This window comes from Clostridium sp., from assembly GCF_016650095.1.
Taxonomy (GTDB): domain Bacteria; phylum Bacillota; class Clostridia; order Clostridiales; family Clostridiaceae; genus Clostridium_AD.
In genome coordinates this window covers 1-14,855 of sequence record NZ_JAENWL010000043.1, presented here as the reverse complement: position 1 = coordinate 14,855, position 14,855 = coordinate 1, and the positions used below count along the sequence as shown (strand labels likewise).

Annotated in this window: 15 protein-coding genes; 5 read left to right on the top strand and 10 right to left on the bottom strand. The window is 33.4% G+C overall.

The features are described from left to right. Window positions 1-523 precede the first annotated feature (523 nt). The 7 genes from JJE11_RS04545 to JJE11_RS04515 form a co-directional block, all read right to left on the bottom strand. Entirely contained in the window at window positions 524-1,501 is a 978-nt protein-coding gene (locus tag JJE11_RS04545) for an ABC transporter ATP-binding protein (RefSeq protein WP_291633077.1), read from the bottom strand. 69 nt (window positions 1,502-1,570) lie between these two features. Beyond that, complete coding sequence (locus JJE11_RS04540; RefSeq protein WP_291633075.1) at window positions 1,571-2,551, bottom strand: ABC transporter ATP-binding protein; 981 nt, start codon at window positions 2,549-2,551, stop codon at window positions 1,571-1,573. Window positions 2,552-2,553: 2 nt separating this feature from the next. Beyond that, window positions 2,554-3,465, bottom strand: a complete 912-nt coding sequence (locus tag JJE11_RS04535; RefSeq protein WP_291633073.1) for an ABC transporter permease — start codon at window positions 3,463-3,465, stop codon at window positions 2,554-2,556. 1 nt (window position 3,466) lies between these two features. After that, window positions 3,467-4,480 (bottom strand): ABC transporter permease, encoded by a 1,014-nt coding sequence (locus JJE11_RS04530; RefSeq protein WP_291633071.1) that lies wholly within the window; start codon window positions 4,478-4,480, stop codon window positions 3,467-3,469. Between the two features lie 248 nt (window positions 4,481-4,728). Further along, entirely contained in the window at window positions 4,729-6,384 is a 1,656-nt protein-coding gene (locus tag JJE11_RS04525; protein WP_291633069.1) for an ABC transporter substrate-binding protein, read from the bottom strand. Between the two features lie 148 nt (window positions 6,385-6,532). Beyond that, complete coding sequence (locus tag JJE11_RS04520) at window positions 6,533-7,759, bottom strand: M20 family metallo-hydrolase (RefSeq protein ID WP_291633067.1); 1,227 nt, start codon at window positions 7,757-7,759, stop codon at window positions 6,533-6,535. Between the two features lie 85 nt (window positions 7,760-7,844). Next, window positions 7,845-8,897, bottom strand: a complete 1,053-nt coding sequence (locus tag JJE11_RS04515) for an aminopeptidase (protein ID WP_291633065.1) — start codon at window positions 8,895-8,897, stop codon at window positions 7,845-7,847. A 370-nt stretch (window positions 8,898-9,267) separates the two neighbouring features. On the opposite strand from JJE11_RS04515, the gene JJE11_RS04510 reads away from it, so the two are divergent. Further along, window positions 9,268-9,411: a hypothetical protein gene (locus tag JJE11_RS04510; RefSeq protein WP_291633063.1), complete on the top strand. Its 144-nt coding sequence runs from the start codon at window positions 9,268-9,270 to the stop codon at window positions 9,409-9,411. Window positions 9,412-9,461: 50 nt separating this feature from the next. On the opposite strand, the gene JJE11_RS04505 is transcribed toward JJE11_RS04510, so the two are convergent. Continuing rightward, window positions 9,462-10,520, bottom strand: a complete 1,059-nt coding sequence (locus JJE11_RS04505) for an aminopeptidase (protein WP_291633061.1) — start codon at window positions 10,518-10,520, stop codon at window positions 9,462-9,464. A gap of 424 nt (window positions 10,521-10,944) precedes the next feature. Between JJE11_RS04505 and JJE11_RS04500 the strand changes: the two genes are divergently transcribed. The 3 genes from JJE11_RS04500 to JJE11_RS04490 all read left to right on the top strand — a co-directional run bounded on the left by JJE11_RS04500 (window position 10,945) and on the right by JJE11_RS04490 (window position 12,837). Next, window positions 10,945-11,559 carry a hypothetical protein gene (locus tag JJE11_RS04500; RefSeq protein ID WP_291633059.1) on the top strand — a complete coding sequence of 205 codons (615 nt, stop codon included), beginning with the start codon at window positions 10,945-10,947 and terminating at the stop codon, window positions 11,557-11,559. A gap of 258 nt (window positions 11,560-11,817) precedes the next feature. Then, window positions 11,818-12,315, top strand: coding sequence for a hypothetical protein (locus tag JJE11_RS04495; RefSeq protein ID WP_291633057.1), 498 nt, complete (start codon window positions 11,818-11,820; stop codon window positions 12,313-12,315). A gap of 219 nt (window positions 12,316-12,534) precedes the next feature. Next, the gene (locus JJE11_RS04490) at window positions 12,535-12,837 is read left to right on the top strand and encodes a transposase zinc-binding domain-containing protein (protein WP_291633055.1); all 303 of its coding nucleotides are present in this window, start codon (window positions 12,535-12,537) and stop codon (window positions 12,835-12,837) included. A 17-nt stretch (window positions 12,838-12,854) separates the two neighbouring features. Here JJE11_RS04490 and JJE11_RS04485 read toward each other — a convergent pair whose 3' ends face one another. Beyond that, the gene (locus JJE11_RS04485) at window positions 12,855-13,001 is read right to left on the bottom strand and encodes a hypothetical protein (protein ID WP_291633053.1); all 147 of its coding nucleotides are present in this window, start codon (window positions 12,999-13,001) and stop codon (window positions 12,855-12,857) included. A gap of 3 nt (window positions 13,002-13,004) precedes the next feature. Then, the gene (locus JJE11_RS04480) at window positions 13,005-13,679 is read right to left on the bottom strand and encodes a hypothetical protein (RefSeq protein WP_291633051.1); all 675 of its coding nucleotides are present in this window, start codon (window positions 13,677-13,679) and stop codon (window positions 13,005-13,007) included. A 601-nt stretch (window positions 13,680-14,280) separates the two neighbouring features. On the opposite strand from JJE11_RS04480, the gene JJE11_RS04475 reads away from it, so the two are divergent. Next, window positions 14,281-14,855: reverse transcriptase domain-containing protein (locus tag JJE11_RS04475; RefSeq protein ID WP_291633050.1), on the top strand; the 575-nt coding region annotated here is incomplete at its 3' end.

Sequence of the window (14,855 nt, the reverse complement as noted above, 5' to 3'; positions counted from 1 at the left end):
TGTGTGATAAAATTTAATTGACTCATGTGAAATCCTCCCGTATATGTTGGTTTAGTCACTTAACATTATACAAGAGTATTTCTCTTGAGTCTTTATTTTTTTGTTACTCTTCGGTCATTTCATTATACAACTTACCCTTTAAAACATGATTGATGATTTATTTAACTACTAGCTTAATTTTAAGAATAAAATCAGCTTGTGCTGTTGCTTCAACAACCTCGTCACTTGATTAAGTGTCATATATTATTACTCACAATTTACCTTTTTCAATTTTAAAAATATTTATTAATAATAATAATAAACAACACCTTCTAATTCGTATTCATACACCCTAATCACTCCATTATTATTTGATAATCTTAAATATTATATCATTTCTAATAGAATTATATGAAAATATTGCCCCAAAAATATACCTCTTATTTAGATTGGTTAGCTTGATTAGGAGGGGAAGCGAAAGCCAAAGAGTATATTTCTTGGGGCTATTTTCAAATCAGTATTATCATTCACTTATGAAATTTCATTATTTAAATAGATGACATCGTACTTGGTGAGAATCTGAAATTTGATGCATAATAGGATCTTCTGTAAAGCAAATATCCATTGCTTGGTTACAGCGAGTATTAAAACTACAACCCTTTGGTATATTTACAGGAGATGGTATTTCCCCTTTTGATACCACCTTCTTTGGCTTTAATTCTTCTTCTTCATCTGAAATTACAGGAATAGAAGACAGAAGCATTTGCGTATAAGGATGCAATGGCGCTCTGTAAAATTCTTCAGTTTGAGCAATTTCACAGATTTTCCCTAAGTACATAATAACAACCTTTGTAGAAATGTTTCTTACAAGGCTTAAGTCATGAGTTATGAATAAATATGTTAGACCTTGCTCTTTATGAAGTTTCAAAAGCATATTTATTATTTTGGCTTGTATTGAAACATCTAATGAAGAAGTTGGTTCATCTAATAAAATAAATTTTGGGCTGCTACATAATGCTCTCGCAATAGAAACTAATTGTTTTTCTCCTCCACCTATTGAAGTAGGTGATTTATACATAAAATCGCTTGATAAACCAACCATACCTAATATTTCACTAATTTTATCATCTATTTTATTTTTGCTTACAACTTTATGAACTTTTAAAGGTAAACTCAGTATTTGTTTTACATCCTGATATGGATTTAATGAGGAGCCTGGATCTTGAAATACTATCTGTGCCTTTTTCTTAAAATCAAACGTACGTTTATTATTGTTTTGCGCAATTATGTTCTCACCATCAAATATTATTTCACCACCAGATGGATTGTTCATACCCATAATTGTATATGCTATTGTGCTCTTTCCTGACCCTGACTCACCTACTAGTCCAACAATTTCACCTTTATTAATAGAAAAACTAACATCATCAACTGCTCTTACATAGGTTTTTTTATGCTTATCCACTAAAAAATATGTTTTTAAATTTTTTAAAACTAATATTTCCTCACTCATATTTTGCATTTATCAGCATCTTATATCAAAATTCTCTGATAAACTACTCCCTTCTTAAAAATTATAGTAAATTAAGTACTAAGTTTTAATGAAATTGAAACATGCAATCTTATGGTTTTCATTAACTTCAACTAAAGGTGGCCTTTTTTTACTGCAAATTTCTATTGCATTTGGGCAACGTGTGCGGAACCTGCATCCAGGCGCAGGATTTATATAGCTTGGAACATATCCATATATTCCTTCAGCTATTCCACCACCCGATAACCTTGGTGCGCAACTCATTAGTCCAACCGTATATGGATGCAACGGATTTTTGAATAGTTCTTTTGTGGTAGCAACTTCTGCAATATTACCTGCATACATAACATATATTCTATCTACTAGCTCTCGAGCTACCCCAAGGGAATGTGTAATCATAACAAGTGACATTCCCCTTTCTGCTACTAAAGCACTTAAGAGCCTGTGTATCTGGTCCTGTATAGTAACATCCAAAGCTGTTCCTGGTTCATCAGCAATTAATAATGCTCTTGGCTCTACTAATGCCATAGCTATGCATATTCGTTGCTTCATACCTCCACTTAATTGATGTGGATATGAATTAAGGATTCTATCTTGATCTGAAATCATTACACTTTTAATCGCGCTTTTGGCCAAATCCCTCATCTCATCTTTACTAAGTTTTCTTGCATGGTCTGAGTATTTTATTATATCTATAATTTGTTGACCTATTTTAAACACAGGATTTAATGCAGCAGCAGGTGATTGCGAAATCATAGAAATATCATTTCTTCTTATCTTTTGTAATTCACCTTCTCCCATTTTCAAGATATCTTTATTTCTAAAGAGTATTTCTCCTCTAGGTATATGAAAAATACTCTTATCAATTACTCGCAGAACTGTTTTCATTGTTGTGGTTTTTCCACATCCTGATTCACCTACCAATGCTACTTTTTCACCTTTATTAACATGAAAATCAATTCCATTAACAACTTCTGCATATCCTCTGTATGTCTTATACCATACCTCTAAATTTTTTATATCTAATAATACATTATCCATAATTATTGTCTCCCTTTATTAAACATATCAGAAATGCCATCTCCAAGCAAGTTGAATCCTAAAATTATGAACGCAATTGCAAGTGAAGGGTAAATAGTCATCCACCATAAATCAGGGATATATTTTGAACCATCTGAAATCATCTGTCCAAATGCAGGGGAAGGAGGTCGGACGCCTAGACCGCAATAACTTAATGTTGCTCCCAACAAAATAACCCAGCCTACATCTAAAGCCATTTTAGTTAATATAGGAGACATACAATTTGGTAAAATTTCACGAAATAATATATGCGCCCTTGAAGCACCTATTAATTCAGCATTTTTAACAAAATATTCTTTTGAATACGATTTTGCCATACCAGCAACTAATCTTGTATACCATGGCCACCACATAACAGTAACAGCTATCATAGAACTTGTTAAGTTTGGCTTTAATACTGAAGCAATTGCTAAAGCAAGTATTAATGGTGGAACAGCTAAAAATATATCTGTTAACCTCATAATTACAGATTCAAACCAAGTACCATTATAATAACCTGCTAATAAACCTAAACAAGTTCCAACGGGTACCGATATTGCTAACACTACAATTGACATCAAAAGAGCGCTCCTAAACGAAAAGATAGTCCTTGAAAATATATCACGTCCAAAAATATCTGTACCAAATAAGTACGTTGAACTTGGAGGTTGACTTGCATTTGCATAATCAACAAATGCCTTTACATGATCTGGATATGGTATAATTAAAGGTGCAAAAATTGCTATTAAAATTGTTAGTATAACTATTACAATCCCTAGAATAGAAAGTTTATTTCTAGAAAATTTATACCAATATATACGTAAATTTTCCCTTGTTGAAGCCTTTAAAAAAGAATTTTTTGTAGCATTTGAAATATTTTTTAATTCTTCTTTCATCTTACTTACCTCCTACTCTAATGCGAGGATCTAATGCTGCTATAATAAGGTCGACAATAATATTTATAACCAAAAACAAAAGACCAATTATCAAAATAACCACTGAAATTGCATTTAAATCTTTTGTTAACATTGCATTTAGTCCATATCTCGAAAGACCTGGCCAATTAAATATTTTTTCTACAAGAAATGCATTTCCCATGAGCGCGGCGATATCTAATCCCATAACAGAAACAACGGGTATAAAAGAAGGCTTTAAAAGATACTTTCTCATAATAACATTAAAAGGAATTCCATATCCCTTCGCTGAAGAAATATATTCTTTGCCCGTGTTTTCTGACAGTGATGCCCGAAGAAGTCTTGCTTCCTGCATTAATCCACCAAGTGATAATGCAATTGATGGCAATAATAAATGTTGAAAAGCATTGACAAAAGCTGCAAAATTACCAGCTATTAAACTATCAATAAGCATTAATCCAGTCACATTAGGAGGTGAAATGATTTCAGGACTTAATCTTCCAAGCACAGGAATAAGCTGCCACTTTAGTCCAAATACCAGCAATAGTATAATTGCCAATACAAAAGCTGGAATTGCTATTCCTATATATGCTATAAATCGGATAGTACCATCAACCCACGTATCTTTATATCTAGCAGCAAGCAAACCCAATATTACGGATACTACAACAAGTAAAAATCCAGAGCACAAAACCAATTCAATAGTAGCTGGTAGAAATTCTTTTACATCCTCAACTACAGGTCTCTTTGTATTAACGGATTTCCCAAAATCACCATGTAATGCTCCTATTGCCCAATTTTTATACTGTTCTGGTAACGATTTATCCAAATACATTTCTTTTCTTAATTGTTGTACTGACTTTTCTGTAGCACTCGGACCCAAAGCCATACGAGCCGGATCTCCAGGAACTACTCGAGATAATATAAAGATAAAAATTGATATACCTACAATAACGAATATCCCTTGAAACAATCTTTTTATCAAATAGCGTAACATGTACCAACCCTCCTGTGAATTACCTTAACATTTTGAAATCAATAAAAATTCGCTTTATATATATAAAATCAAGTATAATTAAATTTCTTCTAAATTAATATCTAATAAATCTCACTGTATTTGTATTTTTATCATAATATATTGATAATGACCATTTTCTAATAATGTTTGCAATACTAGTAATGCAAACATTATTAGAAAATGGTTAAAATACAGATATTTACTATTATTTATTTTTATCTAAGTCATTATTTTTTGTCAGGATATACTTTAAATTTGCTGAAATCAAATGCGTATCCAACTGGTAAAAGTGGTATTTCACCACCTTTTGCTAATTCCACAACAGGCCAATATACATAATCACTATGATAAGCATATCTAGATACAAGATCGACTAGCCAACCACTTGGAACTATCTCATTTACTATTTTTTCTTGCACTGCAAAGTATTTTTTATATCTTTCATCATTATCGTCAGTAGCTAATGCATCTTTTATCATTGAATCAATTTCATCATTTTTTAACCATTCTGTTTGCTCATAAGTTCCAACTGATTTCGAATCATAACGACTTTGCAACATTGAACCCGCCTCCAAAAAATGAGGCTGAACAGACATACAAACAATATTCGGTGTAGTGTCAACACTCGCAACTTGTTGCTGAAGTGAAATCCATGGTGCTTTAGTAATATTTACTGTTATACCAACTTGTTGAGCTGCAGCCTGAAGCGCAAGAGATATTTTTGATTGGTCAGCCACATCTGTATTTATGAGGAATTCAACAGGATATTTATCTAATTCATTCGCATATTTAGATTTTTTCAAATATTCCTTTGCCTTTACAATATCATAAGTAAACGGAGTAAGGCTCAAGTCACTTCCGGGAGTATTTGCTGAAACTGGACCCTTAGCTTGTGGTGAATCTACAAATATATTTTTCGCTATCATTTTATAGTCATATAAACAGTTCAATGCTCTACGGAAGTTTACATCGTCAGTTGGTGCTTTTTTATTATTATACATCATGTTTTGCACCATACCTATAGAAATTTCACCAATTGTTACTCCAGGAAGCTTTGACATAGCTGTCACATTCTCTTTTGACTGCCACTCATCAGCAATTTCTAATTCTTTATTACCTATCAGAGTACGTACGGTTGAAGCTTCTGTATTATCAATAAGCTTAATTGTATCTGGAGCATCTTTATTATCCCATCCACCCCAATATCCTTTAAAACGAGTAGCTAACATATACTCTTGTTGTTTCACTTCCTCAAGAACATATTTACCGCTGCCTGCATCATGATTTAATAACCATGTTTTTCCATAATCTCCGTTTTTACCATACGATCCGGCCTTATCAATGTGTTTCATTACTTCATCTTTACATAAAATACCAAAGTTAGGAAGGGTACTAACAAATGGACCAAACGGTTTTTCAAGAATAATTTTTACTGTATAATCATCTACAGCAACCGTCTTTTTTACTATACCGTCAAATAGATATGCACTTCCTTCACCAATAGTTAAATTTCTATTCATAGAAAATACTACATCATTAGCGGTTAATTTTGCTCCATTATGAAACTTTACATCTTGTCTTAGTTTAAATGTATAAGTCAAGTTTGCTTTATCATATTTCCAACTTTCAGCTAAATCTGGTTTCATAGTACCATCAGCAGCTGGATATACAAGTGTATCATATAAATTTACACTTGCTATATAATCTGAAGAAGTATTCATTGTTGCAGGGTCTACTCTTGGAGTACCTGATACACTCATGCGGATTATTTTTTCTTTTGGAGATTTACCTGTAGTTATCGTGTCGCCTGGTGCACAACCAACAAAAACCATACAAATAATTAATAATGTAAATAGCCCTTTTAAGTATTTAGATTTTATCATATAAATTCTCCTCTTTTCTCAGTTTTTTTAAAAAATAATTTACTTAAAATCTATAATAATATGATCAACACAGGCAATTCAGAAAATCTGTATTATACTTAATTTAAAATTTATAACGCATTTCATAATATAACCCCATAAAAACAAATTATAAATATTTTAAAACAGTAGAAACAAACACTTGAGTATCAGTAATCAAGTTATCAATAACAACGTATTCATTAGGCTGATGAGCTAATTCATCGAGAGTCGACCAAACTACTGCTGGCAAACCTATTTCTCTTATAATTGATGCGCATGTTCCTCCACCAATCCCACCAACTTTAGGAGTTATTCCCTTTTCAGTAATTGATTTAACCAAATTAATTACTATTGGGGAATTAACAGAAGTAGGTTCTGAAGCATCCACTCTATTAAGAAATTGATAATTAATTTTCACTTTATATTTACTTTCGTATTTTGCAATTAATTCATTGATGTCACATACTACTTCATTCACTTTGTATATTGGTAATATACGCATGTCAATAACAAATTCATCTTTTCCAGGTAATATGTTAGGACTATCTACATTTGCATATTTTTGCGTTATTTCAAAAGTAGAATAAGATGGATCAAACACTTTATCACTATAAGAATATTTATCTCTTAATGCCTCTTCCAATTCTACGGCAAAATGGCAAGAAACTGAGCTTGCATTAATTCCAAGATGCGGCATTGACGCATGAGCTTGCTTTCCAGTTACAGTAAACTTGACCCAGGCCATAGATTTTTCAGCAATTTCCACAAAAGATCCATCTTTACTTCCTGCATCAGGAACAATTGCTTCATCTCCTAGATGGAATACGCCTTCGTTAACTAATATTTTTAACCCATAATCACTGCCCGTCTCTTCATCACTAGCAAATATAAAGCCTACATTGCATTTTGCTTTGATATTATTCTCAAACATTATCAAACATGTGTGCAGAGTGCAAATCACGGCTTGCCCGTTATCTTCTACTCCTCTGCCATATACTTTGCCATCTTTAACTAACGGTATGAATGGGTCAGAATTCCATTGGTCCAAATCACCAGCTGGCACTGTATCTAAATGTGAAATAAACCATAATGTTTTTTCACTTTTATCTGTACCTTCAATCTTTACCACAATATTCAACCGCTTTTTTTCTTTTACACTAACATCTTCAGCTTCATAAATTTTATAATGAACAGAATAATCGTCCAATATCTTTGTTAACCACATCATGCGTTCGTATTCTCCAGTTCCATTTGATTTTGGGTTTACTGAAGGTATTAAACTCATTTGAACTAAATCTTCAACCATCTGATCTCTTCTATTCTCTATGTCACCCATTATTTGCTCAACATTCATATTAACCACATCTCCCATTTAAACCTATATAATGCAAACATTAGAACTAATGATTATGTTTAACATTTGCATTATATAATATCATTTATTTTCCAAGTTGTCTTGCAAGAGCAACAATTTCCGGATTAGGACCTACAACAACACCTTTGTCCATAATCTGTACACCATCAAGCCAAACACTACAATTCAAACAGATACCGTCTGAGTGGCTTGCACCCGGAATTCCTGCTTCTCCAGGAATATCTGAAACCAGTATACCACCTACATTACCAAAGCCCCATTCTGTACAACCCCAAACACGTTCGTCTTCAACAATATCGCCCGTCAACTTTGCATTTGGGCCAAAACCATAAGCAAGATGTGCAACCTTAAACATTTGAGGATCGTTAAACGCCTTCAACCATGCTTCAAATTCAGTAGCATCTGTACTGCCTTCTATTTTTACAATTGCACCTTTTTCAATAATAAACTTTACAGGGCTCTTTACAGCACCTAATGGTGGGGAAAGTGTACCATCTACAACAATGCTTCCATTGATGCTTTCAAAGTTTGGAGCCCAAGCAATTTGACCTGGGAACATTTTAATTTCGTTCTTTCCAACAAAACCATCGGCAGCTAAAAACTCACGTCCTGGCTCATTATCAAATTCTATATCCATGCCTTTTTCTGATGTAACACGCATATGTTTTGCTTTCTTAGTGCAATCAGTCATAGCCATTATAAACTTGTTTAAAAGTATATTGTCTACCTTGCCTATGTTTCTGACTAACATTTCCGGACCAACTCCATTTTGGTTCATATAGCGTGGCCTATTGTTAGGGTCTTCAACAATTTTGTCATATACTGTTGAATAGAAAATAAGTTTTGTATTAAATTCTATCCATGCGTCACATGCTTTAATTCCTTGTATAAGCGCCTCCATAGGCATATCATTGTCACCGGCTTTTCCTCCGGCTGGAGCAGCTATTTTTACAACAAATGGTTTTGCTCCAAGAATAACTGCTGCTTGGGCAGTTGCTTCTACTGCTTCCATACTAGATTCAGTATCACATGTTATAGCAATACTTTCACCTGGCTGAAGTTTGAACATATCCCTCAGTAATTTTAGACACGCATTAACTAATTCATATTCAAGCATTTTAATACCTCCATTTATTTTTAATTTATATAAACAATATAATGTAAATATAATATTTGAACTAGTTGGTAAGTTAACGTTTACATTACATGGATATATCGCTATTATTTCCCCAAATTCCCTTGTTAATTCACAATTTTATCTGTTGGACCTACAAGCTTTCCACATGGATGATTTGAGGTGCCATCTATGTTAATTTCAAATTCAACCATTGTTTATTTCATATAAATTTAAAATTTAATTTTGTTTTATTTACACACAAATTTTCATCTATACATAGTACATAATATTATTATCAAAATATATAATTTAAACAGACTCTTATGTAATTATTATTGCTCCTAATTATTTACAATAAAAAATCAATTCATTGCAATATTCAACTCATACGTCTGTACCTGATAATACTTCAATTAATGGTTTCATAAGCATATTAGCGTTTCCAGATTTAACAACACCTCTTGCTAAAGCTATTTTTGCAGCTAATTGTACTGTTGAATTAGCGATTAAATAAATTACTATGCAACAGCCCCATGTTATTCAATAATAAATTCCGACATGTAATTACTTACCAAGATTTCTAGCTAAAGCTACTATTTCATCTGTTGGACCAACTACTACTCCTTTGTCCAAAAATTGCTTACCATCAATCCATACTGAAGAGTTGAGGCAAATACCATCTGAATGAGATGAAGCTGGTATGCCCCCAGGGATATCGGAAACTAATTGCGGACCAACATTTCCAAAGCCCCATTCAGTGGAACCCCAAACGCGTTCATCTTCGACAATATCACCAGATAACTTTGCACCTGGACCAAAGCCATAGGAAATATGCGCACAAAGATACATCTGTGGGTCACTAAAACTCTTAAGCCAAGCAGCATATTCTGTTGCATCAGAACCTTCACCTTCTATTTTTACTATATATCCTTTATCAATAGTGAATTTGATTGGATTTGATACTCTTCCTAAAGGAGGTGTGATGGTACCATCAACTACAATAACACCATTTATAGAATCAAATTCAGGTGCCCAAGATATTTGTCCTGACATCATTTTTATTTCGCCTTTTCTTACAAAACCATCTGCTGTAGAATATTCTCTATTAGGTGCATTATCAAACTCCACATCTGTACCTGCAGGAGTAGTTACTCTAAAATGTTTGCCATTTTTGCTGATTTCTTCCGCCTTGACAATAAATTTATTTAGCAATACGTTGTCTACCTTGCCAATATTTCTAATCATTAATTCTGGAGTAGCACCGCAAAGGTTTAAATAACCTGGGCGATGATTTGGATTTTCAATTATTCTATCATAAGTAGTAGAGTAGAAAATCCATTGATTATTATATTCAATCCAAAAATCAGCATTTTTTATTGCGCCAACTAAAGACTCAATAGGAGCATCCTTATCGCCTGCTTTTCCGCAGCCACTAAAAGCAGCATTTTTGAGTATCAATGGTTTAGCTCCCAAAATATAAGCAGCCTGTGCGGTAGCATTAACTACCTCCATGCTAGATTCAGTGTCACATGTGATAGCAACTGTCTGCCCAGGTTGAAGATTAAACATATCCCTCAACATTTTCAAACAAGCATTCGTTAATTCAAACTCATAAGTATACATATAAATTTCCTCCTATATTTTTCATTATTCTATATTTTCAATTTTATCCTAAAATCAACGTTGGTAACAATGTCCCTTTCAACTAAATATTATTTTTTTTTTTATCTATTAGACACAAATAGCACGATAATGCTAAATGAAATTGCTTGAATATAATGGACTGTATTATCTTTTTATGAGCAAATATTCTATTAAACAAATTTCCAAAGATAATTGAGATTCTTTTTTATCTACATCACCAAATATTCGCAATGTTGTTTTTGAAGAAGTCAATAAAATGCTTTCTTGCGATGACAGGAGTATGATCCGTTTATGATAATGTCTTACTATACCACATTTGATTATGTCCCAAATATGAAAACATTGTATAATAAACCTCATGACTAGAAATGAGGTGCTGATAATAAGAAAGGTGAATTTAACTATGGAAGAAATGGACAAGTACTCTACTATAAAAAAATTAATAGAAACAGCTGGCAATAAAAAGCGAGCAGCTATTGCTCTCAATTGTTCAGTTAGGCATATTAACAGAATGATTAAGGGGTATAAAGAAAGTGGAAAGGAATTCTTTATTCATGGTAATCGAGGGCGAAAGCTCGCACATACTCTTGATGCTAATACAAAGCAGTTAATCTTAGATTTATACTGTACTAAATATTGTGACGCTAATATTACTCACTTCTCTGAATTACTAAAAAAACACGAAAATATAACGGTTTCTACTAGCACCATTCATTCTATCCTTATGCAGGATTTCATCCTGTCTCCTAAGGCTAAGTGTGCTACAAGAAAAAGGATCAAGGCTGAATTAAAAGAACTACAAAAATCAACTAATTCTTTAAAAGAAATTGCAAAAATCCAAAGTTCCATAATTGCTGCCGAGGATGCACATCCTAGACGCCCAAGATGTGCTTATACAGGCGAAATGCTTCAAATGGATGCTTCGGTACATCTTTGGTTCGGCAATAGGAAAAGTCAGCTGCATATCGCAGTAGATGATGCTACTGGTGCTATTGTAGGTGCTTATTTCGATTCATAAGAAACTTTAAAAGGGTACTATCATGTACTATACCAAGTACTTACTAACTATGGTATTCCCTACATGTTATTCACTGATAGACGTACTGTATTTGAATACAAACAAAAAAAATCCCCTTCGGTTGAAGAGGACACGTTTACACAGTTTAGCTACGCATGCAAACAGTTGGGGATAGAAATTAAAACCAGTAGTGTTCCGCAAGCCAAGGGACGCATAGAGAGAATGTTTCAGACGTTACAATCACGCCCCCCATTGGAAATGCGACTAGCTAGCATAAATACAATTGAGCAAGCAAACGAATTCTTAAACTCCTACATAAAAGAATTCAATGCTCAGTTTATATTACCTGTTGATAATATCAAATCTGTCTTTGAAAAGCAACCAGATATTGAAAAAATCAACTTAACTCTTGCCGTATTGACCAGTAGGAAGGTAGATAACGGAAGCTGTATCAAATTTAAAAAGAATTACTATCTACCTGTTGATTGCAATGGATATCCTGTACATTATCGCAAAGGAACAGTTGGAACGGTAATTCAATCATTTAATAGCGAGATTTTCTTGTGTATGGATAAAAAGGTTTATGCATTAGATTTATTACCTAGGCATAAACTTTCCTCTAAGAACTTTGATTTAGCTGTTTCCAATGCCCAACCTAGAAAACGCTACATACCACCAATGAGTCATCCTTGGAAACAAGATTCATTTGAGCAATATCTAAAGAAACAGGCTCACCGAAACAATAACGTAGCATAGGAACACTAAAAATCCACTTATTTTAGATCTTTGAAAAAGATAACCTTCAAAGGTTTATTAAGTGAACCCAAAATATATTTGATAATAGATTGAGAAACTGGCCAATAAAAGTCATAAATAATGAAATCAAATTGCTCAAAAGAACTGTATTCGCATTCACTAGCTACGCTAATATAAATGGAAGGATTCTTGTATATTTTCAAAAATGCTTGACATAAAATGCTTTCTTGCGATGACAGGAGCAAGGGTTTTGAAATATATGGCTGTGAACATTGCGGCAAATTTAAAATTGTTCCTTTTAGATACAAAAGCAGATTTTGCAATACTTGTGGTACTAAATATGCCTCTGATAGAGCTAATTCTATGTCTCTTAAAATGGTTAACTGTATTCACAGGCATTGTGTTTTTACTATTTTTGAACAGCTTAGAATTTATTCTAGTTTACACAAAACTTTTTGCAGGCTCCCAATTGTTTCCCCCACCCAACAAAAATTCCCTCAAATTTATCATTCAAGGAAATAAAAAACACACTAAAATATTTACATAAAACCTTTGAACCCTTTGATTTTATCTATTTCTTCTCTATCTTGCAGTAATTTTTTAGGTTTCGTATTACAAGTGTCCCTCTCATCTAAATGAGCAAGAAATTCTATAAGAATCTTTTGCTCATTTAGTGTTAAGTTCACTCACTAAATATACTTCTTTATTCTTTCTATAATCTTTTTCCTAAACTCAGTGACCGCTACAAAGTCCATCTGTGGAATATAACTCTTTTCCATATCATCATGCTTTGTCTTAGCTATATTGATTCTTTTAAAGGTTTCACTAAGTAAAATCTCCTTCATTTCCATATCTTTGCTTATCGAGTCTTCCTTAGCCTTAAGTTTATCTCCAATTATCAATTGACCCATATCTACTATCCTACAAGCCGTTCCTTTCATTTTGCCGTTTACTGTAAAGGCTATGCATAGTTTCTCAACAAGCACTGTCTGAATTCTTTCTGGATTTAGTGGTTGGTGGTACAGCTCTACGTCCCACCCCTTTAGCAGGTATTCATTTGCTAAAATATTTAATATATCACTTATATTCTTTGTATTAATACCTTCGAACAAGTAACATTTGAAATTATCAGGTACTATTGTTTCTATATAATCTACTAAGCTGTCTGGTGTTAATGCACTGTCAAATAAATGTCTGACCTTGCTTGACTTACCTGAAATTGTAATATTATCTGTCAATTCTGACTTAAGATTTAATACTAGATTATTATACCGAGCTATATCAACCGCTTCCTCTACAGTTATCTCAATATCATCTTGTAGCTCCTTTGCACCAAGAAGGCAATGATATGAACTGTTGAACATACCCTTTATTTCTTTATTCAGGTTAAGTATAGTATCCCTCTCGAGCTTGAAACCTTCTTCGTTCCAAAAATCTCCGAAATTAATTATCTCGTCAACTGCACCATGTTTTTTGGGTCAACTAGGGGTACGGCAACCATTCATGGTGCGTCCCGACAGGGCGTATATTCTAGCAGGTGGGAATCCTGTCAAGGTAAGATTTAGCAAATCGCTTTGTATCGAGTCTTAGAGGTGTTGCGGTAACGTAACATTTTAAGCGTAGACAGAAAGTTAGCGAGGTAGAATTGACTGGGTGGTAACCCAGCAGTGAATGGTATTGAGCTTCGAAAAGTTGGTCGATGATGTGGCAGAAACGTTCATGTACGTGGAAAGCAACATTTATTTGTGCGTTAAAGCGAGTGCAAATAAACGCATCCGTAGTCAGAGGCCCTACCTAGCTAAACATTGAGAATATACGGAAACTCGGGGAGATCCTACTCGGTCTTTTCAAATGAAAAGTATGCAGTACAAACTGAAGAAGTAAGGAACGCAAATGCCAGTAGGAAGTCGGATACTTTCATAGTACTGAAGATAACGGGTAATTCCGGAGGAAGGAGAGTAACATATGGAACTGCTTAAAAGAGAAACACTGCCCGGACTTAGAACTGGAATAACAGTGAGAACAAAACTTGTAAGCATAGCACAAGTAGCTCGCAGAAATAAAGAAGCAAAATTCTGTTCATTGGCTTATTTAATGAACAAGAATACTTTAAAAGAATCATTCAATAGACTGAATGGCTCGGCTTCTGCCGGTATAGATAAAGAAACTAAAGAAAGTTATAAGAAAAACCTAGATGAAAATTTGAATAACTTAGTAATCAAATTAAAGAAAGGTTCTTTCAGACCTCAACCAGTAAAACGTTTATATATCACCAAAGTAAGTAGTAATAAAATGAGACCACTTGGTATACCTATACTAGAAGATAAAATAGTACAAGGTGCTTTAGTTATTATTTTGCAGAGCATTTACGAAGAGGACTTTCTACCAATATCATTTGGTTTCAGACCAGAGAAAAGTTGTCATGATGCACTAAAGAATTTAAGTGATAATATAATGACAAAGAAAGTTAACTACGTAGTAGATGCTGATATAAGTGGATTTTTTGATCATGTAAACCATGAATGGATGATGAAATTTCT